The sequence below is a fragment of the Bacillus sp. G16 genome (assembly GCF_021282335.1).
GTDB classification, from domain to species: Bacteria; Bacillota; Bacilli; order Bacillales; family Bacillaceae; genus Bacillus; species Bacillus inaquosorum.
The window spans coordinates 144,176-164,213 of the sequence record NZ_JAJSOZ010000007.1; the positions used below are offsets into that span (position 1 = coordinate 144,176).

21 protein-coding genes and 3 riboswitches are annotated in these 20,038 nt (G+C 45.5%); of the genes, 13 read left to right on the forward strand and 8 right to left on the reverse strand.

The features are described from left to right. The first annotated feature begins 31 nt into the window (after positions 1–31). Positions 32–143, forward strand: a riboswitch (guanidine-I (ykkC/yxkD leader). Positions 144–220: 77 nt separating this feature from the next. The 6 genes from ykkC to LWH95_RS11215 all read left to right on the forward strand — a co-directional run bounded on the left by ykkC (position 221) and on the right by LWH95_RS11215 (position 5,121). Beyond that, on the forward strand, positions 221–559 hold the full coding sequence (gene ykkC / locus LWH95_RS11190) for a multidrug efflux SMR transporter subunit YkkC (protein WP_003239065.1): 339 nt from the start codon (positions 221–223) through the stop codon (positions 557–559). Further along, positions 559–876: a multidrug efflux SMR transporter subunit YkkD gene (gene ykkD, locus LWH95_RS11195; protein ID WP_003239063.1), complete on the forward strand. Its 318-nt coding sequence runs from the start codon at positions 559–561 to the stop codon at positions 874–876. The genes ykkC and ykkD overlap by 1 nt, the downstream gene beginning before the upstream one ends. Before the next feature lie 70 nt (positions 877–946). Continuing rightward, positions 947–1,849: a formyltetrahydrofolate deformylase gene (gene purU, locus LWH95_RS11200; protein WP_003239062.1), complete on the forward strand. Its 903-nt coding sequence runs from the start codon at positions 947–949 to the stop codon at positions 1,847–1,849. A gap of 361 nt (positions 1,850–2,210) precedes the next feature. After that, positions 2,211–3,308 (forward strand): glutamate 5-kinase, encoded by a 1,098-nt coding sequence (proB, locus tag LWH95_RS11205; protein WP_232919608.1) that lies wholly within the window; start codon positions 2,211–2,213, stop codon positions 3,306–3,308. 11 nt (positions 3,309–3,319) lie between these two features. Further along, the gene (gene proA, locus LWH95_RS11210; RefSeq protein WP_232919609.1) at positions 3,320–4,567 is read left to right on the forward strand and encodes a glutamate-5-semialdehyde dehydrogenase; all 1,248 of its coding nucleotides are present in this window, start codon (positions 3,320–3,322) and stop codon (positions 4,565–4,567) included. Between the two features lie 128 nt (positions 4,568–4,695). Continuing rightward, entirely contained in the window at positions 4,696–5,121 is a 426-nt protein-coding gene (locus LWH95_RS11215; protein WP_133487725.1) for an organic hydroperoxide resistance protein, read from the forward strand. Between the two features lie 32 nt (positions 5,122–5,153). Here the strand turns inward: LWH95_RS11215 and LWH95_RS11220 are convergent, their stop codons facing one another. After that, on the reverse strand, positions 5,154–5,597 hold the full coding sequence (locus LWH95_RS11220) for a MarR family winged helix-turn-helix transcriptional regulator (protein ID WP_019258198.1): 444 nt from the start codon (positions 5,595–5,597) through the stop codon (positions 5,154–5,156). Between the two features lie 141 nt (positions 5,598–5,738). On the opposite strand from LWH95_RS11220, the gene LWH95_RS11225 reads away from it, so the two are divergent. Both LWH95_RS11225 and LWH95_RS11230 read left to right on the forward strand, forming a co-directional pair. Next, positions 5,739–6,149 carry an organic hydroperoxide resistance protein gene (locus LWH95_RS11225; RefSeq protein ID WP_019258199.1) on the forward strand — a complete coding sequence of 137 codons (411 nt, stop codon included), beginning with the start codon at positions 5,739–5,741 and terminating at the stop codon, positions 6,147–6,149. Positions 6,150–6,273: 124 nt separating this feature from the next. After that, complete coding sequence (locus LWH95_RS11230; RefSeq protein WP_232919610.1) at positions 6,274–7,377, forward strand: glycosyltransferase family 2 protein; 1,104 nt, start codon at positions 6,274–6,276, stop codon at positions 7,375–7,377. Between the two features lie 5 nt (positions 7,378–7,382). Here LWH95_RS11230 and LWH95_RS11235 read toward each other — a convergent pair whose 3' ends face one another. Further along, positions 7,383–7,853 (reverse strand): nucleoside deaminase, encoded by a 471-nt coding sequence (locus LWH95_RS11235; protein WP_003239055.1) that lies wholly within the window; start codon positions 7,851–7,853, stop codon positions 7,383–7,385. Between the two features lie 135 nt (positions 7,854–7,988). On the opposite strand from LWH95_RS11235, the gene LWH95_RS11240 reads away from it, so the two are divergent. Next, positions 7,989–8,615 (forward strand): histidine phosphatase family protein, encoded by a 627-nt coding sequence (locus LWH95_RS11240; protein WP_232919611.1) that lies wholly within the window; start codon positions 7,989–7,991, stop codon positions 8,613–8,615. A gap of 39 nt (positions 8,616–8,654) precedes the next feature. Here the strand turns inward: LWH95_RS11240 and metE are convergent, their stop codons facing one another. Together metE and isp are read right to left on the reverse strand one after the other, a co-directional pair. Then, on the reverse strand, positions 8,655–10,943 hold the full coding sequence (gene metE / locus LWH95_RS11245) for a 5-methyltetrahydropteroyltriglutamate--homocysteine S-methyltransferase (RefSeq protein ID WP_003239053.1): 2,289 nt from the start codon (positions 10,941–10,943) through the stop codon (positions 8,655–8,657). 127 nt (positions 10,944–11,070) lie between these two features. Then, a riboswitch (SAM riboswitch) is annotated at positions 11,071–11,226 on the reverse strand. 131 nt (positions 11,227–11,357) lie between these two features. Next, on the reverse strand, positions 11,358–12,317 hold the full coding sequence (gene isp / locus LWH95_RS11250) for a serine protease Isp (RefSeq protein WP_232919612.1): 960 nt from the start codon (positions 12,315–12,317) through the stop codon (positions 11,358–11,360). A gap of 222 nt (positions 12,318–12,539) precedes the next feature. On the opposite strand from isp, the gene rsbRB reads away from it, so the two are divergent. Further along, a complete protein-coding gene (rsbRB, locus tag LWH95_RS11255; protein ID WP_060398475.1) occupies positions 12,540–13,373 on the forward strand; it encodes an RsbT co-antagonist RsbRB in 834 nt (277 codons plus the stop codon). Positions 13,374–13,405: 32 nt separating this feature from the next. On the opposite strand, the gene thiX is transcribed toward rsbRB, so the two are convergent. Genes thiX through LWH95_RS11275 form a run of 4 tightly spaced genes read right to left on the reverse strand, consistent with a single transcriptional unit; the run spans position 13,406 to position 16,978 of the window. Continuing rightward, the gene (thiX, locus tag LWH95_RS11260; RefSeq protein ID WP_232919613.1) at positions 13,406–14,170 is read right to left on the reverse strand and encodes a CbiQ family ECF transporter T component; all 765 of its coding nucleotides are present in this window, start codon (positions 14,168–14,170) and stop codon (positions 13,406–13,408) included. Further along, positions 14,145–15,788: an ABC transporter ATP-binding protein gene (locus LWH95_RS11265; RefSeq protein ID WP_232919614.1), complete on the reverse strand. Its 1,644-nt coding sequence runs from the start codon at positions 15,786–15,788 to the stop codon at positions 14,145–14,147. Before LWH95_RS11265 ends, thiX begins: the two co-directional genes overlap by 26 nt. Continuing rightward, complete coding sequence (locus LWH95_RS11270) at positions 15,775–16,374, reverse strand: ECF transporter S component (RefSeq protein WP_003239038.1); 600 nt, start codon at positions 16,372–16,374, stop codon at positions 15,775–15,777. Before LWH95_RS11270 ends, LWH95_RS11265 begins: the two co-directional genes overlap by 14 nt. Before the next feature lies 1 nt (position 16,375). Further along, positions 16,376–16,978: a Ykof family thiamine-binding protein gene (locus LWH95_RS11275; protein ID WP_148981548.1), complete on the reverse strand. Its 603-nt coding sequence runs from the start codon at positions 16,976–16,978 to the stop codon at positions 16,376–16,378. A gap of 96 nt (positions 16,979–17,074) precedes the next feature. Further along, positions 17,075–17,186, reverse strand: a riboswitch (TPP riboswitch). 102 nt (positions 17,187–17,288) lie between these two features. Between LWH95_RS11275 and ykoG the strand changes: the two genes are divergently transcribed. The 3 genes from ykoG to LWH95_RS11290 are packed head-to-tail and all read left to right on the forward strand — an operon-like array spanning position 17,289 to position 20,020. Next, the gene (gene ykoG / locus LWH95_RS11280; protein WP_060398479.1) at positions 17,289–17,975 is read left to right on the forward strand and encodes a two-component system response regulator YkoG; all 687 of its coding nucleotides are present in this window, start codon (positions 17,289–17,291) and stop codon (positions 17,973–17,975) included. Positions 17,976–17,978: 3 nt separating this feature from the next. Further along, positions 17,979–19,343 (forward strand): two-component system sensor histidine kinase YkoH, encoded by a 1,365-nt coding sequence (gene ykoH, locus LWH95_RS11285; protein ID WP_003239033.1) that lies wholly within the window; start codon positions 17,979–17,981, stop codon positions 19,341–19,343. Continuing rightward, on the forward strand, positions 19,340–20,020 hold the full coding sequence (locus tag LWH95_RS11290; RefSeq protein ID WP_133487705.1) for a PepSY domain-containing protein: 681 nt from the start codon (positions 19,340–19,342) through the stop codon (positions 20,018–20,020). The genes ykoH and LWH95_RS11290 overlap by 4 nt, the downstream gene beginning before the upstream one ends. The last annotated feature ends 18 nt before the right edge of the window (positions 20,021–20,038 follow it).

The window sequence follows — 20,038 nt, forward strand, 5'->3', positions numbered from 1 at the left end:
GAAAGTGTGAAGTTGTAGTATCATAGTGTCAGATAAAGTTTTCTAGGGTTCCGCATGTCAATGGACATGGACTGGTCCGAGAGAAAACACATACGCGTAAATAGAAACGCGTATGCACACGGAGGGAAAAAAGCCCGGGAGAGTCAATCTCATGTGAGACGACTGTCCGGGGTTTTTTTGTTTTCGGAGAATCTTACTGGAAAGAAAGGAATGACTTGTAATGAAATGGGGATTAGTCGTGCTTGCCGCCGTTTTCGAGGTTGTTTGGGTGGTAGGCTTAAAGCATGCTGACTCAGCTTTAACATGGAGCGGCACAGCCGTCGGCATCATAGTCAGCTTTTATCTTTTAATGAAGGCGACAAACAGTCTGCCTGTCGGAACCGTGTATGCCGTCTTTACCGGACTCGGAACAGCTGGAACAGTGCTGAGTGAAATCATTCTGTTTCATGAGCCGATCGGATGGCCAAAGCTTTTGTTAATCGGCGTGCTCTTAATCGGTGTAATCGGATTGAAGCTTGTGACACAGGATGAGACAGACGAAAAAGGAGGCGAGGCATAATGCTGCACTGGATCAGTTTATTGTGCGCGGGCTGTTTGGAGATGGCCGGCGTGGCCCTTATGAATCAATATGCGAAAGAAAAAAACGTGAAATGGGTGCTGTTGATCATTGTTGGTTTTGCCGCATCATTTTCCTTGCTGTCGTATGCAATGGAAACCATTCCGATGGGTACCGCTTATGCTGTCTGGACTGGCATTGGCACCGCCGGCGGAGCGCTTGTCGGCATCCTCTTTTACAAGGAGCCGAAAGACGCCAAACGGATCTTCTTTATCGCTTTGATCTTATGCTCAGCCGTTGGTTTAAAAATTCTGTCATAAATTGATTTTTATCAAATCTTCAGTATAATGGATAAATAGTTTAGACTTACAAAGATAAGAGGGATTATTCATGAAATCATATATGACTCAGCGGTTAAACGAATACCGTGACGGGAATGAGGATAAAGGTCGCCTTTTGGTCAGCTGTCCCGATCAGCCTGGTATCGTTTCTGCGGTTTCCGCGTTTTTATTTGAACACGGCGCCAATATTATAGAATCCAATCAATATACGACAGATCCTGAAGGCGGCCGTTTCTTCCTGAGAATCGAATTCGACTGTGCGGGCATTCGTGAGAAAAAAGACACACTGCAGGAGGCGTTTGCGTCAATTGCGGAAAAATTCGACATGACATGGAGCTTAACATTGGCAAGCGAGCTGAAGCGTGTCGCCATTTTTGTCTCAAAGGAGCTTCACTGTCTGCATGAGCTGATTTGGGAATGGCAAACCGGCAACCTTATGGCGGAAATCGCTGTTGTCATCAGCAACCATGAAGAGGCGAGAGAGCTGGTTGAGCGGCTGAACATTCCATTCCACTATATGAAAGCGAACAAAGACATCAGAGCGGAAGTCGAAAAGAAGCAGCTTGAACTGCTTGAGCAATACAATATTGATGTGATCGTTCTTGCACGCTATATGCAGATCTTAACTCCTGATTTTGTTTCGGCTCATCCGAATCGCATCATCAATATCCATCATTCGTTCCTGCCTGCTTTTATCGGTGCGAATCCGTACAAACGGGCTTACGAGCGCGGCGTGAAACTGATCGGAGCGACATCTCACTACGTCACAAACGATTTAGACGAAGGGCCGATCATTGAACAGGATATTGAGCGTGTGGATCACCGTGACAACACGGACGCCCTTAAAAATATCGGCAGAACGATTGAGCGCAGCGTGCTTGCACGTGCTGTAAAATGGCATTTGGAAGACCGCGTCATCGTTCATGAAAACAAAACAATCGTCTTTAACTAGACGGCAAGATGCCCGCGCCATGCGGGCTCTTTTTGATGATAAAAATCCTTGACAAGTGTCCTTTTTCTTTGCATAATATAAAAAAATCATTGAGCGTTGAAGAGGATTAGTAAGCAGACCTTTCTGTGACAGAGAGCAAAATGAATCGCTGAAACATTTTGCCGCATGAAACCTGCCGAACCTGCCTTGGAGTCTTAGGGGGAAAACCTAGGCGCGTAACCTGGCGTTACAGGAAAGCGGAGCGTGCATAAGCGCGTTCAATCAAGGTGGTACCACGGAAACCCATTTCGTCCTTATGAATCAGGATGAAATGGGTTTTTTTATTGGAAGTTGGCTGGCGAAGAGCCGCGGAGGAGAATAAATGAAAAAACAAAGAATAGTAGTGAAAATAGGAAGCAGTTCGCTCACGAATAGCAACGGAAGCATTGATGAGGCAAAAATCAGAGAGCATGTTCAGGCCATTTCCCTGTTGAAGAAAGCGGGACATGAAATGATTCTGATTACCTCGGGAGCCGTAGCGGCGGGGTTTTCCAGCCTCGGTTATCCGTCCCGTCCCGTTACCATTAAAGGAAAACAGGCGGCGGCCGCGGTCGGACAAACACTGTTAATGCAGCAATATATGACTCAATTCAAACAATACGCACTGACTCCGGGACAAATCCTGTTAACGAGAAATGATTTTTCGAAAAGAGAACGGTATCGAAACGCGTACGCAACGATTATGGAATTACTGGAGCGCGGCGTCATTCCGATTATCAATGAAAACGATTCTACATCTGTTGAAGAATTGACATTCGGGGATAATGACATGCTTTCTGCGTTAGTCAGCGGATTGATTCATGCGGACCAGCTCATGATTCTCACTGACATCAACGGGCTGTATGATGCCAATCCGAATGAAAATCCTGAGGCGAAACGATTTGATTATTTGCCGGAGATCACGCCTGAATTGCTGGGGTATGCCAGTTCAGCCGGATCAAAGGTCGGCACCGGCGGCATGAAATCAAAGCTGTTAGCCGCGCAAACCGCGCTGTCTCTTGGAGTGAAAGTGTTCATTGGAACAGGCAGCGGAGAGCAAAAGCTGGCGGACATTTTGGACGGCAGGGGAGACGGCACTTATATCGGAGACAAAGAACTATCTTCGGTTAACAACACGAGACAGTGGATTCAGTTCCACTCGCCGATATCAGGTGAAATCCTCATTGATGCTGGTGCCGAGGAGGCGATGATCCATAACGGGAGCAGCCTGCTGCCGGCTGGCGTAGTGGGCGTGAACGGAAGCTTTCCGAAAGGGGCGGTTGTGGAAGTCAAGGGGCCGGGCGGCGTGATCGGCAAAGGCCAAACTCATTACTCCTCCGAGGAGATTATGGAGGCCAAAGGCAAACGAAGTGATGAACTTGATTTTGAGAAAACGTTTGAGGTGATCCACAGGAATGACTGGGTCAATTTAAAAGACTAGGAGGCGGAAAAATGAGTGAAGTTTCTGTAAAAGCGAAGCTGGCAAACGAAGCAGCAGCTGAACTGATCATGAAAACAACGGCTGAAAAAAATGAGGCGCTCAGCCTCATCGCAAACGGGCTCCGAAAAGAAATAGATTTTCTCTTAATGGAAAACGCCAAAGATATTGAGAACGGAACGAACAATGGCTTAACACCTGATATCATTGATCGCCTGACACTTGATGAGAAACGCATTCGTGATATAGCGGATGCAGTAGAGCTTTTAATTGATTTGGCAGACCCGGTCGGTGAATCTCTTGAAACGATTGAAAAAGAGAACGGACTGTTTATCGAAAAAATCCGTGTTCCGCTAGGTGTTGTCGGAATGATCTATGAAGCGAGACCGAACGTTACAGTCGACGCAGCAACCCTCTGCTTAAAGACGGGTAACGCGGTTGTTCTGCGGGGAAGCTCCTCTGCCATTCACAGCAACAAAGCACTCGTCAGCGTGATTCACAGAGCGCTTGAGCAGTCATCGCTTCCAATTAACGCCATACAGCTGATTGAGGATACAAACAGGGAAACAGCGAAAGAACTCTTTACGCTGAACGACGGTCTTGACGTATTAATCCCGCGTGGAGGCAAAAAGCTGATTGATCTCGTCGTGAGAGAATCAACAGTGCCTGTGTTAGAAACCGGAGCAGGAAACTGCCACATATTCATTGACGAAACGGCCAAACCGCAAATGGCAGAAAAGGTTGTCATAAACGCCAAAACGCAGCGCCCTTCCGTGTGTAATGCAATTGAATCATTGCTTATTCACAAAGCGTGGGCGAAGCAGCACGGGAAAGAATTGCTTGCCCAGCTGGAAAACGCGGGAGTTGAAATTCGCGGTGATGAATTTGTATGTGAACTTCATCCTTCAAGCAAACAAGCGTCAGAAGAAGATTGGGAAACTGAATTTTTAGCGCCTGTCCTCAGCGTAAAGACGGTTGAGAACGTCCAAGAAGCTGTGAAGCATATCCAACAATACGGCACCAATCATTCTGAAGCGATTTTAACTGAAGATGACAAGCACGCGGCTTATTTTCAAACCGCTGTCGATGCTGCTGCGGTCTATCATAACGCATCAACCCGTTTTACCGACGGCTTTGAATTCGGCTACGGAGCCGAAATCGGCATCAGCACGCAAAAGCTTCATGCAAGAGGGCCAATGGGGCTTCCTGCACTGACTTCTACAAAATACATCATTAAAGGAACTGGGCAAATCCGCGAATAGCGGGACAATGTTCGATGAAAAGCTTATCTCGTAAAGGGATAAGCTTTTTTTATGCGCCAAAAAATTGACACTACAAATTAGATTTTGTACAATTTAATTGTATAAAATATATTCAGGGGGAATGAAACATGAGTCAGCCATTATTTACAGCATCAGTATCAGCGGTAGGAGGAAGAGAAGGAAAGGTGATATCATCAGATCGCGTTCTCGAACTCGATGTCGCAATGCCGGGAACACCGAGAGCAAAGAAATTAGAAAAAGCGACAAATCCGGAGCAACTGTTTGCAGCAGGTTACGCAGCTTGCTTTGACAGCGCACTGCAGCTGGTAGCAAGAACAGAACGAGTGAAAGTAGAGACAGAGGTTACAGCGCATGTCAGCCTGTTAAAGGATGAAGAAGATCAAGGCTATAAATTAGGTGTGACGCTGCAGGTGAAAGGGAAAGGAGTCAGTGCATCAGAATTACAGACACTTGTGCAAAAAGCGCACGGCGTTTGTCCGTATTCAAAAGCAACCTCCGGAAATATCGATGTTACGCTGGAAGTAGCTGAATAAAATATTAAGAGGATGCCTCGTATAAGGCATCCTCAACTTTTTTGATGAAGCGTTTCCAGCAATGTATATAGAGCGGATTTTAACTGTTTCAGGTCCTCTCCGGACTGCTTTGAGAGCCCCAAGATCGTCCTTGGTATGTCAGCCGCTTTTTCTTTTAATGACTCCCCGTTCTCTGTCAGGCTGATCAATACGGACCGCTCATCCTCTTCAGATCTTTTTCTCGTAATCAAACCTTGCTGTTCCATTCGTTTCAGCATCGGAGTGAGTGTCCCTGAATCTAAATACAGCAGCTCGCCCATTTTTTTGACAGTAAGCGTTTCGTGTTCCCATAACAAAAGCAAAGCCAAATATTGAGGGTACGTCACATTCAGCTTTTCAAGCAGCGGCTTGTATTGCTTTGTCATTTCCCGCGAACTCGCATATAGCAAAAAACAAAGCTGATTCTCCAACTTCATATGGTCAAATTCATTTTCCATCTTGTTCACCAACTCTTTCTGACATTCCATTCTATTGTATCTGAAAAACATCACTTTTCCTATTCTCGGCAAACATAGCATGTTTAAAAAGATCAGAAAGGGAAATATAACAACTAGATACAAACAAGGAGGATGGAAAAAATGGCACTATTTACAGCAAAAGCAACCGCACGCGGCGGACGGGCCGGACATATTACTTCAGATGACGGCGTTCTTGATTTTGATATTGTGATGCCTAATGCAAAAAAAGAAGGACAAACCGGAACAAACCCGGAACAGCTCTTTGCGGCAGGATACGCTGCATGCTTCGGCGGCGCGCTCGAACACGTGGCCAAAGAGCAAAATATTAAAATCGATTCCGAAATTGAAGGGCAGGTCAGCCTCATGAAGGATGAGAGCGACGACGGGTTTAAAATCGGCGTCACACTTGTTGTGAACACCAAAGATTTGGATCGGGACAAGGCACAAGAGCTTGTCAATGCTGCTCATGAATTCTGCCCTTATTCGAAGGCAACCAGAGGAAATATTGATGTAAAATTAGAATTAAAATAATGACCGGCATCCTGAGGGTTCTCAGGATGTTTTTTTGTGCGGAAGCACGCGGAGCGGGCATGATCTTTTCGAAGTGTGAATACATGTAGTATAGGTGAATTCAGACTAGAGAAAAGGTGAGCACATGAAAAGACCAAAGCTGTCAGTTTGTATGATTGTGAAGAATGAAGAACGCCATATCGCACGCTGTTTGGAGAGTGTGCAGCGTATTGCTGATGAAATCATTGTGGTTGATACCGGTTCGAACGATCGTACGGAAGACATTTGCAAAAGCTTTCATGCCCAAGTTTATCATCATAAATGGGAACAGGATTTTTCAAAGGCGAGAAATGCCAGTTTACAGCATGCCAAGGGAGAGTGGATCTTGATCTTGGATGCCGACGAAGAACTAGACTCGGATACGGGCAGCCTATTGCCTTCGCTGCTGACTGACAGCCTGCCGTCTCTCGGTTGCGTGAAGGTCGTGAACTACACCGGGAAGCAATGGAATGAAAATGAAGCGTTTGAACAAAGGCAGATCAGGCTGATCCGCAATCAGCAAAACATAAGGTTTACGGGAAGTATTGGGGAAAGACCAGAGGGAAGAGAGGAAAGCAGCCCTTTCTCGCTTCCATGTATCATTCACCATTACGGTTATTTAGAGCAGGAGGCACAGCAAAAGCATCAACGCAACATGAACTTATTGGATACGGAATTGCTGACATTCTGTGCTGACCCGTCTCTCATTTATCAGAAAGCAGCTGAATATGACAGAGGAAACGAACATGATAAAGCCTTCCGGCTGGCAATGGATTGTATTAATAAATGTAAAAGAAAACAGCAAATTCCGCCGCCTGCTTTCTATTATTTAAAGTATAAATTATTGATTGACGCAGAACGGTACGAAGAAGCGAAACGGGATATCAATGAAGCGCTGGGGCATTATCCCGATTACTGCACGCTTCACTATTATAAAGGGATTATTATGTATCAGTCTAAAAAAGTAAGAGAAGCGATCACAGCGTTCGAAGCTTGCCTGCAAACCGATAGTGAAAATCTTCAGTACGTACAGGTGAAAGGAGCAGCCGATTTTAGATCAAGCTGCTGGCTCGGTGTCTGCCATGCTGAATTGCATCAGCATATGACCGCTGTTTTGTATTTGCAAAAAGCGCTGAAAGTCAATCCGAAGTGCGCACGGGCACAGCGGCTTCTCACCGAATTAACAAAGGATCAGGCCGCACATGCCTGATCCATTTAATATTCTTTCTTATTGGCAAAATCCCTCCATGCCTGGAATGGGGATAAATGCTCCTTCAGGGTCACCTGATAAAAAGGTATGTTTCTTTTTTCTGCCGGTTTATCAATTTCTTCATATATGAATGAATCATCAAATCCGGCTTCAGCAGCGTCTGTGTGCTCCGCTGCATAGTAAACGGCTTTCGGCCTGGCCCAGTAGATGGCGCCTAAGCACATGGGACACGGCTCGCAGCTCGCATATAAAATGCAATCATCAAGCTGATAGGTGTCAAGTGCCCGGCAGGCGTTTCGAATAGCCGTCACTTCTGCATGGGCAGTCGGGTCATTGCTTGTTGTGACGTTGTTCTGTCCCTCGGCAATAATGGCTCCGTCTTTCACGATAACGGCTCCGAAAGGCCCGCCAACTCCCGCATTCACTCCTTCACGAGCAAGATCGACAGCCCGTTTTAAGAACTTTTCATGATTCATCCTAAACCCTCCTGTCAATTGAGTGTTATAAGTATAGCCGAAAAGAAGTGCAAAGAACATTCTCAAAAAAGTGAAAAGTAAACAAAATATTTGGGGGATTTGCTAAGATAAGAGGAGAAAAGAGGAGGGGTGATCATGCTGCATTTATATATTGCTAGGCACGGACAGACTCAATGGAATGTGGAAAAACGGATGCAGGGCTGGCTGGATTCTGATTTAACAGAACTTGGACTGTACAACGCCCGCGCTCTTGGGAAGCGTCTGAAAGATATTGAATTGAATCAGGTTTACATCAGCCCGAGCAAGCGGACAGAAGAGACGGCAAAAACCATACTGGGATCGCGCCGGCTCCCGCTGGTTAAAGATTATATGTTCAGAGAAATGTCACTGGGCTCATGGGAAGGGAAAAAACAAGAGGATATTGAAAGAGACGAACCTGATCTTTTTCATGCTTATTTTCATCATCCCGAAGCTTATCGCCAGCCGGGATGTGAAACGTTTTTTGACCTTGAAAGCCGGGTAAGGCTGGCTCTCCAAACGATTTTAGACAGCCATACTTCTGGTAATGTTCTCTTGGTTACCCATTCCGTCTTTATATTAATGCTGTTAAATATCATAAAGGGAAGACGCATTAATGACATATGGAATTCTGCTTACATACATGATACTTCATTGAGCCTTGTGGAATTTGATGAAAATGGAGCAGCCAAAATAGTAAAAGAAGGGGATGGGGAGCATCGAAAACCGATTCCCGCTTTCTAATAGAAAAAACCATCTGCCGAAGGCAGATGGTTTCTATATTTATACAAGCTGTGTCTGCTGAGCTCTTGCCTGTTTTGCGGCTTCAACCATGTTTTTCAATGCTGCAACCGTTTCTTCCTGCTGTCTTGTTTTCAATCCGCAGTCTGGATTTACCCAGAAGCGGTCAGTCGGACAGACGGCAAGCGCATCAACGATAATGTTGTACATTTCTTCAGTTGACGGCACACGTGGGCTGTGAATGTCATATACACCAAGGCCTAGACCCTTCAGATACGGATGCTCTCTTAAGTAATCCAAAAATCCTCCGTGGCTTCTGCTGTGCTCGATCGTAATAACATCCGCGTCAAGATCATTAATCGTATCGACGATGTCTTCAAAGTTGCTGTAGCACATATGCGTATGAATTTGCGTCTCGTTTTTCACGGAAGAAGTGGTTAATCTGAATGCTTCTGCCGCCCAAGTCAAATATTCATCCCAATCTTGGGTTTTTAATGGAAGACCTTCACGCAGCGCTGGTTCATCGACTTGAATGATTTGAATGCCTGCGTCTTCAAGCGCTTTTACTTCTTTGCGAAGAGCAAGCCCAATTTGGAAGGCGATTTCTTTTCTCGAAATGTCGTTTCGAGGGAAAGACCAGTTTAAGATCGTAACAGGGCCCGTCAGCATTCCTTTCACATGCTTTGAAGTCAATGACTGTGCATACACAGTATCTTTTACTGTCATCGGTTCAATAAATTCAACATCTCCGTAAATGACTGGCGGGCGGACACAGCGTGAGCCGTATGATTGAACCCAAGCGTATTTTGTGAAGGCAAAGCCGGCCAGCTTCTCACCGAAGTATTCGACCATGTCGGTCCGTTCAAATTCACCGTGAACAAGGACATCAAGTTCCAATTCTTCCTGAATATCAATCCATCTTTTTGTTTCTGCATTGATAAAGTTTTGATACTGTTCATCAGACCACTCATTTTTCCGCCATTTTTGGCGTGCGCTCCGCACTTCAGCAGACTGCGGGAAGCTCCCGATCGTAGTCGTCGGCAAAAGCGGAAGGCCGAGAGATTTATTTTGCAGGGCTAAACGTTCTTCAAACGGAATCGGGCGCTTGAAGTCTTTATCGGCTAATTGCTCAAGCTCTTTCTTCTGTTCAGAATTCGCGCCTGTTGCAAACTGTTTGAGCGCCTGAATATCAGTTTTAGCCTGCTGAATTTGTTCGCTGATCGCCGCTTTTCCTGAAACTAAGCCTTCTTTCAAAGCTGTCAGCTCGGCTAGTTTTTCTTTTGCGTAGGATAATCCGTTAAGCAGATCCTTTTCCAAATGCTCGTCAGGGTGTTTTGCTACAGGAACGTGCAGCAGGCTGCTGGAAGGCTGAATCCACAGTTCCTCAACTTTTGCAATGCTGAGAATATCGAGAACGGCATCGAGACGTTCTTCAAGATCTGCTTTCCAAATGTTGCGTCCGTCGATTACACCGGCTGCCAGCACTTTGTCTGTTGGGAAGCCGTGTGTTTTCAGCTGTTCCAGGTTTCTTCCTTTATCGTGAACGAAATCAAGGCCAATTCCCTGTACCGGGTAAGAGATCAGCTCTTCATAAGCATCCACAGAATCAAAATACGTTTGCAAAAGCACATTCAAGGAGGAAAGCTCGCTTGTAATGTTTTCAAATAATTCTTTTGCGCCGCGGACATCTTCGGCAGAAGCTGTAACAAGCGCTGGCTCATCGATTTGAACCCATTTTACGCCTTCTTCTTCAAGCTCTTTCAAAAGCTGTACATATAACGGCACAAGGCGTTTTTGGATTGCTTTAGCTTCAGACGGCTCATAGCCTTTGGCAAGCGTAACGAACGTATAAGGGCCGACAATCACAGGTTTTGTTTCAACGCCGTATTCCTGTTTGATCCGGCGATAATCTTCGAGCTGTTTGTTTCTTGTCAGGCGGAATTCAATGCTCTCGTCATATTCCGGAACGATGTAATGGTAATTTGTATTAAACCATTTTGTCATTTCACTAGATACAGCGTCTTTAATTCCGCGGGCGATAGCGAAGTATGTATCGGTAGCGTCAGTCAAATGTCTGAACCGTTTTGGAATCCAGTTGAAGCTGACTGCTGTGTCGAGTACATGGTCATACTGGGTGAAATCAGAAACAGGCACAACATCAATCTGCTGGTCAATTTGTGTTTTTACTGCGGATAAAAATAGTTCGTCGATTTGCTTTAAAAACGTATCTTTATCAGTGCTGCCTTTCCAATACGCTTCAAGTGCTTTTTTCCATTCTCTGTTCAGTCCGATTCTCGGAAATCCTAAATTTGATGTTTTGATGGTTGTCATTGTTTCTCCTCCTTTATATGTAAAACACTCTCGTTAACCCGCGGATACAGGCTGCTAAGAGGTTTTCTCACAATAAAAAGCCTCTTTCCCATGAGAGAAAGAGGCTTTTCTGCGTAAAACACTGCCTCTCTCATCTCTCAGACACAATCTGATGGAATTAGCACCGTGCCTTATGAGACATCAGTCTCGGCGCGAAAAGCAGTGCGCCCCATTTCACAATGGAATTACGGTCGGTTGCTGTTGGGGTCAAAAGGCCAATCCCTCGCCCAACTCTCGATAAGAGAAAATGTTATTAATTTTTTGAAAAGTTGAATCATTTGTTGGTAATCTTAACAGTAATTCAAATTCGTTGTCAACATAGAATTTGAAATTTTATTTACAAATTACGACATAAATTATATGAGAAAAATAATTTTATAGGGTCATCAAATGTGATTGCTCTGCTTTTTCTGCCAGCTCATCAGGAGCAGTTAAATAAAGGAATCCATTACCTGCCAGTGTTTTTGCGATATCAAGCGGGAGTGTCCTGCGGACCAGCTGCGCATAAACCTCAGGTTCAGTTAGATCTCTTTGAAACGATTCTTCTTCAAAGCTTTTAATTAAAGCAAGTGCTCCGCTGACATGAGGGGCAGCCATTGAAGTGCCCGTCAGCTTACCGTATTTCTTATTAGGAAGGGTGGATAATATATTTTCTCCCGGTGCAACGAGATCAATTTCTTTATTTGCGTTAGAAAATTCTGACGATTCTCGAGCTACGGAAACAGAACCAACCGCGATTACATCATTATAAGCCGCAGGGTAGGAAAGCTCCTCTGTACGTTCGTCGCCGTCACCTTCATTTCCCGCTGCGCAAACGACAAGCACTCCATTTTTTACGGCGTTTTTCACCGCTTCTTCAAGCTCTGGCACATCGCTCGGTCCGCCAAGAGACATTGAGATGATATCGACTTTCTGTTCCACAGCGTAGTTAATGCCGTTAATAATCCATTCGTATTGTCCGCTGCCGTTTTCACCGCCAAGAACCTTCACAATCAATAGGCTTGCCTCAGGCGCGACTCCGGCAATGCCGCCGCTTGAATCATTAGCTGCAATTGTTCCGGCGACGTGTGTGCCGTGTCCGTTGTAGTCGGAAATCGCATCTTCCTTGCCGCCGTCATCATCCGTGAAGTTCTTTCCGCCGATGATTTGTTTTTTTAAATCAGGATGGCTTGCGTCGCAGCCAGTGTCCAATACAGCAATTTTTACATCTTTGCCTTTTACCCCTTTTGCCCACATTTCTGGCGCCTTAATCACTTTAATGCCCTCAGGAAGCTCGTTTACATCCATGATCTGCTCATTCGTCACATACGGGATCAAGCGGATTTCACCATTCATAAAAAAGCCCTCCTTTTTTATGCTTTCAAGTGGATTCAAGGGTGTTGCCTCATATTATATGAAAAAAACAACCGCTCGGACAGAGCCATTTGAAGCATTTTGAAAAAATGGGATACAACCCAAAGAATTAGTAATTTTCAAAATATTGGATGGTTTCAGCGTGTCTGACTGGGATTCAGCTGTCAGTCAAGTTATAATAGTGTTGGGGAAAGGAGCAGTGTGATGAAACTGAATGAAAAATTATATGCGTTTTTTTCAGAGCATGTGGAACAAATGGCCGAGGAATGGATTGAAACGATGGAGGAAAGTGATCCGAATTCGCTTTACGCCTTACATAATGCATCTGTAACGGAAGAATTGAAAGAGCAGGACAGGGAATTTTACCGGCATCTGAATTACATGTATGTTTTACCTGAAAAACAATTTCTCGAAGAATTTCAAGAGTGGGTCATTGAGCTGACAAACGATCAAAAGCATCTCGACACGCCGGTTCAGTACGTCATTCGGGAGTTTATGAGAAATCGGAAATTATATACGAAGTATTTTGAGAAGTTCGCAGAAGAAAACGAGTCGGCGTTTGAACCGGGAGAGAAACAAAAATGGGCCGATTTGATTGTAAGAGTCTTTGATTTTACCATTTATACATTTGTCGATCACGCAGAAACGAATGCCAAACAGCAATTAAACGCCCAGAGAGAAATGATATTGGAATTAAGCTCGCCTGTCATTACCCTGAGCAAATCAACAGCTCTGCTTCCGCTTGTCGGTGACATTGATACCGAACGGGCAAAGTTTATTCTGGAAAACACGCTTCATGCTTGTGCCAAAAGACGCGTGGAGCATCTGTTAATCGATCTGTCAGGTGTTGTGGTGGTCGATACGATGGTGGCGCACCAAATCTTTAAATTAATTGAAGCGCTCAACTTAATCGGTGTCCGATCAACCCTGTCAGGAATCAGGCCTGAAATCGCGCAAACCGCTGTACAGCTTGGGATTGATTTTTCGAACATTATAATTAAAACCAATCTTGCCCAGGCATTAAACTATCATCAATAAGAAAAAAAGCCGCTATTGACAATAGCGGCTTTTTATGAGGTAAAATATAAAGATACGAGAAAAGATCCTGCGAATAACAAGAGAACGAGGCAAAAGAACAGCCAGTCGCGGCGGTTTACGGTCAGCGTCCGGTAATATGTCCGATTTCTGCTTCCTGTAAAACCTTTCGATTCCATCGCAAGCGCCGTCCGTTCCGCTTTTCTGATGGCACTTGCCAAAAGCGGGATGGTATACCGCTTTAGCGCGCTGATTTTCTCTTTGAAGCCGTTCTCCGCCGCTCCTCCTCTGATTTTATGAGCCTGCTGGATCAGCTGGACCTCATCCTTTAACAACGGAAGAAAACGAAAGCCTGCAATGACGCCATATGCGAGCTTTGGTGAGAGCTTGCACTGCTGGACAAGGCTCAGCATAAATAAAATCGGATCGGTCGTAAAAACAAACATCATCGATAAGGCGGAAAAGCATAAAATACGAAACCCGAGAGAGATGCCGACAGACACATTGTCACTGTTGATCGAAAAAGGGCCGGCTTGAAACAAGAAATTATCCGGGGTTGTCGGAACCTTTCCAAAAACAGCGGCTGTCCATACGCATCCGAATGCCAAAATCAAAAACGGAATCGTAAACAAAAACCATTTTTTCAATGGGATTCTGGCTGCTAATAGGACACTCGCCACGATGATGATATAAAAACACGCAGGGGTGTAGGGATTGTAAATAAACGACAGCATGACAACACAGCAAAAAACCGCCGCTGCTTTCACTGTCGGATTAATGAGATGTAACGGCTGCATCATCACGCACCTCCTCTTGATATGCCATCCATTCATATAGAAGGGGAAGGGTGAGCTTTGCGTTTTTGACAAGCCTTGTTTCCTGAGAAAATAACTGCGCTGGAGATCCGTCAAAGGCCAGACCCGTATCGTGAAGCACAAGCACGCTGTCGGCATACGAAGAGACTAGCTCCATATCGTGTGTGATCATAAGGACAGCGGTTCCTTCTGCCTTGATACGCTGAATCATATCCATGCATTCAGCCGCCGTGCGGGCGTCCTGGCCAAAGGTTGGTTCGTCTAATAATAAAACCTTTACGTCATGCATGAGCATGGTAGCGACGCTCAGGCGCCGTTTTTGTCCTTGGCTGATTGCAAACGGATGATGATCAGCCAAATGCACAAGACCGAAACGATTCAGCAGGTGCTGCGCTTTTTTCTCGGTTTCAGCATCTGCTTTCTGGCCGAACAGCAGCTCGTCATATACTGTATCGGTGACAAACTGATGCTCCGGGTTTTGAAAAACAAATCCCATTCGTTTTCGCAGTTCATTTTCTTTATACGATTGCAGCGGCTTATCATATAGAAGAATCTTTCCGCTTTTCGGCTTCATCAGACGGGCGAGGACGGATAAGAGCGTCGATTTTCCGGTGCCGTTCGGGCCGACAAGCGCCGTTAAAGAGCCTTCGCGTATTGAAAAGCTGATGTCTTTGAAAATCGTCTGCTGTCCTCTTGCGAACGAAAGGCTGCTGACTTCCAGCACACTTTCCCCAGAAGGAGCTTTCTTCTTTTCAGCATGCCCGGCAGGAAAAGGTTCTTTAAACAGCGTTTCTTTTGATAGAGTAAACGGCATACTGAGTTTTTCCTGCAGGCCGCACACTTTTGGAATCGCGATGCCTAGTTCCTTTAGGGTCTCCGCTTCGTACTGAAATAGATCTTCTGTCCGGCCGTCCAGCGCTTTTTTTCCTGCTTTGTCCAGCACAATTGTCCTCTCAATCCAAGGCGTCCATTCATCAAGCTGGTGCTCAATGACGAGGAGGCTGAAGCCTTTTTCCCTCTGAAGGTCTTTCATCATGTGAACGAACTCCCGCGCTGAATAAGGATCTAACAGAGAAGTTGGCTCATCCAACATAATAAGCTCAGGCTCCATCGCCAAAATACAGGCGAGAGCGACTTTCTGCTTTTGTCCTCCTGACAGAGTGGATATCGTTTTTTCTTTTAAAGAAGTAATGCGTAATTTTTCTAAAACCGCATCAATTTTTTCTGTCATCTCTTTTTTCGGAATCTGCAGATTTTCCAGCCCGAAAGCGATTTCGTCCTCCACCGTCAGCATGCAAAACTGCTGATCAGGATCTTGAAAAACGATTCCGACATGCTGAGCAATCGTTTCGGAGGTTTCAGGGTCTGTGACCGGCTTCTGACATAAAAAAACATGTCCGGACTGTATGCCGTCGCAAGCCTCCGGGTAAAGACCGTTTAAACATAGGGCGAGCGAGCTTTTTCCGCACCCGCTCGGCCCTAGTAATAAAGCGCATTCTCCTTTTTGAAGCTCAAACGAAATGTTTTGAAAAACCGGTTTCTCGTCTTCTTCATAAGTGAAGCTGAGCTGGTCAACCGTTAGGAGCTCATCAAAGGCTTGCATTGTCTGATACCTGTTTTCGTTTCTTTTTCAGTTCCTTTCCGAGTGCCATTCCGTTTAACACACCCGTATAAGCGAGAGAGTCGCTGACAGCTTTTCCGAGGAGCCCCGCAAGAAGCGCGCCGGAAATCAGACGGATGACAAGCGAAATGAGAAGATAACCAGGTGAATATGCTGCATAGCCAGAAACAAAGAGATCATAGATAAAGCTGGCTACTGAAGATCCCATTCCTGCCAGCAAAAGTACAGGCAGAGAGTATGCTTTCCAGCGTGTCGCGAGAAATACAGCTTCAGCCCCGAGACCTTGAACAATGCCGATGACGATGACCATTGGGCCAGATGGATTTCCCAGCAGGCATTCAACGAGAGCGGCAATGATTTCAGAAACAAGCGCCGCACCCGGTTTTCGAATAATGTACGCGGCGATGACAGAAACGATAAACCAAATGCCGTAAATCGGTTCATAAGCGATTGGACCGAACATACCGGCAAGTACGTTTCCAAAATGCGTGAATAATAAATAAACAACGGCAAAAACGATACTGATAACGGACATGATGACAATTTCTTTTACTTTCCAGCTTTTCATTTTATCCCTGCTTTCTGTTTTTTCTTGATGGACTGTTAGCCGAGACATTCACAGTCATGGTTACGTGGTTTGTTTGCTGTTCAGCCATACGGAAAACGGCTTCCAGTGTTCTGAATACGTCATGCGCGTCCCCGTCAAGCTCGCTCGCGTAATGGACTCCCTGTACGAAGGTGCCTTCTGCTTTCGCAATGTCGACAGCTTCGATGATCAAACCCATATAATCCGGCTCATTCATCGGGTAAAGCGCAAATTGGCATGGTGCTTCCGCGTTCAGGCTTCCGACAGCATCTTCATTGACACGCTTGCCGTCTGCGGAAAGATATGTATCTCCTTGGGTATCGCCCGGGCACCCGATGGAAAACGTGCCGTTCATGACGATGTGTTTTTCGCTGTTCGCCGCATAAAGATAAATGGCTTTGGCAGCATCGAATACATGATCAATCGATCCGCGCAAGACTGTGCTGATATGGTCGGTTTTCGTCCAAACCTTAGATGTGTCGGTTTTTTTCAGCGCAGACTTGATCACACTGATAAAATCATCTGTCATCGGGTATAAAGAGAAGCGAAAACCAGCGATTCTGCTTGTACCGCAAATAGGATCCATTTTTCCGACCTCCTGTTTTTTTGGTAAAATAAAAAACTGCATATCCTAAGGGAATATGCAGTCATAGATCGATTAAGCGCACAAAAAAATACACCATTCGGTCAACCTGCACTTCCCCACGCTGGTATTATCCAGATCGGGTCATAAGGGATCAAAGCGCGTTTTTGCGCGCTTTATCTCAGCCAAAACAGCACCCCTAGTGCTTTCCGTATACAATTTTTTATTTTGACATCATAATAGATGATAAGAATCATTTTGTAAACAATGAAATCATTTTTTTCATATTTGGGACAGGAGAGGATGATCGATTTTGGAAAAAGGGCACATATTAATTGTGGAAGATGAAGAAAAAATCGCCAGGGTGCTTCAGCTTGAATTGGAATATGAAGGATACAGCGTCATCATCAAACAAGATGGCACAGAAGGTCTGAATGCGGCCGCGGAAGGCGGGTATTCTTTGGTGCTTCTTGATGTCATGCTTCCGGGGCTTAGCGGCCTGGAGGTACTGCGCCGATTAAGAAAAACGGATCAGCAGACACCTGTCATTTTATTAACGGCGCGAGACAGTATTCCTGATAAGGTAACAGGGCTGGACATCGGTGCGAACGACTATGTCACAAAGCCGTTTGAAATTGAGGAATTGCTTGCGAGAATCAGGGCGGCGCTGCGCCAAAATGGACCAAAAACAGAAGATATCGGCACCTTTCTTACATATGACGACTTGCGGGTGAACGAAAAAACCCGTGAAGTGAGACGGGGAAACAAAGAGGTGGAATTAACGCCGCGGGAATTTGATTTGCTCGTCTATATGCTGAAACATCCGCAGCAAGTGCTGACACGGGAGCAGATTTTAAACTCGGTATGGGGATTTGATTACATTGGTGATACAAATGTCGTGGACGTGTACATAAGATACATCAGAAAAAAACTGGACTATCCATACGAAAAACAGCTGATCCATACCGTTCGCGGGGTCGGCTATGCCATTAAGGGGTAAACGATGAAGCTGAAGACCAAGATTCATCTGTACACATCAATATCGCTGCTGGTTTTATTAATTTTGGTCCATACCGCAGTCTATCTCATTTTTTCATCCGCGCTGACATCAAAGGATGCAGCCCGGCTTGCAGATGAGACGGATAACATTGCCGAAGCGCTGCATGCTGCTGAAACAGAAGGAGTGGCTTTGCAGGACATGCTGCAGGCCTATCTTCCGGCAAACGGCATGGTCCGTGTAGTGAATGGTGATCAAAAAGCCGTCATGACCATTACAAAAGAAAAAGAGTTTAAAGATTTTCCTCTTTCATTTCACAGCGGGGAAACGGCAGATGTAAGGAAACATGACGGCAAACTGTTTGCTGAAGCCGCTGTTCCGGTTATTTGGACCGATGGGCAAGTGGTATCTCTTCAGCTGGTTGAAAGGCTCGAGAACACAGAGGAGAGTCTGTTTCTTTTGAAAATCATCTTAATCGCTGCAAGTGCTGCTGTCTGTATCGCTTCTTTTTTTGCCGGCAGCTTGCTCGCCCGCCGTATCATTAATCCGATCAGACGATTAATGATGACAATGAAAGATATACAGCGGGAGAAAGCATTCAAAACGATTTCCTTGGAAGGACAGTCGCACGACGAGTTATATCAGATGGGGCTGACATTTAATGAGATGGCGATGATGCTGAAAGAGCACTACGATAAACAGCAGCAATTCGTTCAAGACGCTTCACATGAATTGAAAACCCCGCTCACGATTATAGAAAGCTACAGCAGCCTAATGAAGCGGTGGGGGGCAAAAAAGCCGGAAGTGCTTGAGGAATCGATTGAAGCCATTCATTCAGAAGCGGTGCATATGAAAAAACTGACCAACCAGCTGCTGGCACTGGCCAAAAGCCATAAAGGTCTTGAGCTTGACCTGAAAACAATCGATCTGATTGAAGTGTCACGCGCCGTCATGCAAACGCTCCAGCCCGTCTATCAGCGTGACATTTTGCTTGAAACAGATAAGGAGAGCCTGCTTGTAACAGCTGATGAAGAACGCATCAAGCAGCTGCTGACCATTTTGCTCGATAATGCCATAAAGTATAGTGAAAAAGCCATTGTAATGACAGCCGGAACGAGGAATGGACAGCCGTTTCTGTCAGTAAGGGATGAAGGCATCGGAATACCCGAGGAGCATATCCCGCACCTGTTCGAACGGTTCTACCGGGCGGATGAGGCACGAAACAGAAAAACAGGCGGGACGGGTTTAGGCCTTTCCATTGCCAAGCAAATCGCCGATGAGCACGGCATTGAGCTGTCTGTAAAAAGCAAGCCGGACCAAGGAACAGCTGTCACCATGCAATTCAGAGAACAGAATGGGGGAGGCCGATGAAAAAAACAATAAAAGCAGTATCTGCTGCGGCAGCAGCGGTTTTAGCCGTCATCATCTGTGCGGTTCTTATCATTCGGCAAACCCACGAGGACGTCCTGTCAAAGGAGGCTGTCGTAAAAAAAATCGAGGCCTCCTATGAAGGCGAGGTCACGAAAGTAACGCAATCAAAGAATAAAAGAACATATGATATGACCCTTGAAAATCCAAAGGGAACTTATTTTATAAAAGCTGACGCAAAATCGGCTGATATTCTTTCGATAAACAGAGTAAAAGCGATGAATCCATCTGCCATGACAGAAAAAGAAGCTGAGCATCTCGCGCTTGAGCGGGTGCCGGGAACCGTCAAAAAACAAACACAACAGAATCGTGTTGCCACATATACCATACAAAAAGAAGACGGAAAAACATACGAAGTGAAGGTAGATATGCAGGCAAAAGCAGTCGTGTCGGCTGATCAGATCAGCAGTGAAGATCAACAAAAAACACCGATTACGAAAAAAGAAGCCAAAACAATTGCAGAGCGAGAAACGGGCGGGACAGCGGATGACGCAGATCTCGAAGAAAATGAGGGCACTCTCATCTTTGAAGTGGATGTTGATCTTCCGGATGATAAGGAAGCGACAGTGAAAATCAATGCCTACACCGGAAAAGTTGCAAACATTGTGTATGAAGACTGACGGTTTCTCATCAAATTC

Coding starts and splice junctions, on each gene's coding strand:
- LWH95_RS11235 (WP_003239055.1), bottom strand. CDS start 7,853: ATGAATCATGAAAAGTTCTTAAAACGGGCTGTCGATCTTGCTCGTGAA.
- LWH95_RS11265 (WP_232919614.1), bottom strand. CDS start 15,788: ATGCAAGCCTTTGATGAGCTCCTAACGGTTGACCAGCTCAGCTTCACT.
- LWH95_RS11215 (WP_133487725.1), top strand. CDS start 4,696: ATGAGTCAGCCATTATTTACAGCATCAGTATCAGCGGTAGGAGGAAGA.
- LWH95_RS11275 (WP_148981548.1), bottom strand. CDS start 16,978: ATGGATCCTATTTGCGGTACAAGCAGAATCGCTGGTTTTCGCTTCTCT.
- proB (WP_232919608.1), top strand. CDS start 2,211: ATGAAAAAACAAAGAATAGTAGTGAAAATAGGAAGCAGTTCGCTCACG.
- ykkC (WP_003239065.1), top strand. CDS start 221: ATGAAATGGGGATTAGTCGTGCTTGCCGCCGTTTTCGAGGTTGTTTGG.
- LWH95_RS11290 (WP_133487705.1), top strand. CDS start 19,340: ATGAAAAAAACAATAAAAGCAGTATCTGCTGCGGCAGCAGCGGTTTTA.
- proA (WP_232919609.1), top strand. CDS start 3,320: ATGAGTGAAGTTTCTGTAAAAGCGAAGCTGGCAAACGAAGCAGCAGCT.
- LWH95_RS11240 (WP_232919611.1), top strand. CDS start 7,989: ATGCTGCATTTATATATTGCTAGGCACGGACAGACTCAATGGAATGTG.
- thiX (WP_232919613.1), bottom strand. CDS start 14,170: ATGATGCAGCCGTTACATCTCATTAATCCGACAGTGAAAGCAGCGGCG.
- metE (WP_003239053.1), bottom strand. CDS start 10,943: ATGACAACCATCAAAACATCAAATTTAGGATTTCCGAGAATCGGACTG.
- LWH95_RS11220 (WP_019258198.1), bottom strand. CDS start 5,597: ATGGAAAATGAATTTGACCATATGAAGTTGGAGAATCAGCTTTGTTTT.
- purU (WP_003239062.1), top strand. CDS start 947: ATGAAATCATATATGACTCAGCGGTTAAACGAATACCGTGACGGGAAT.
- LWH95_RS11225 (WP_019258199.1), top strand. CDS start 5,739: ATGGCACTATTTACAGCAAAAGCAACCGCACGCGGCGGACGGGCCGGA.
- LWH95_RS11270 (WP_003239038.1), bottom strand. CDS start 16,374: ATGAAAAGCTGGAAAGTAAAAGAAATTGTCATCATGTCCGTTATCAGT.
- rsbRB (WP_060398475.1), top strand. CDS start 12,540: ATGAAACTGAATGAAAAATTATATGCGTTTTTTTCAGAGCATGTGGAA.
- LWH95_RS11230 (WP_232919610.1), top strand. CDS start 6,274: ATGAAAAGACCAAAGCTGTCAGTTTGTATGATTGTGAAGAATGAAGAA.
- ykkD (WP_003239063.1), top strand. CDS start 559: ATGCTGCACTGGATCAGTTTATTGTGCGCGGGCTGTTTGGAGATGGCC.
- ykoH (WP_003239033.1), top strand. CDS start 17,979: ATGAAGCTGAAGACCAAGATTCATCTGTACACATCAATATCGCTGCTG.
- isp (WP_232919612.1), bottom strand. CDS start 12,317: ATGAATGGTGAAATCCGCTTGATCCCGTATGTGACGAATGAGCAGATC.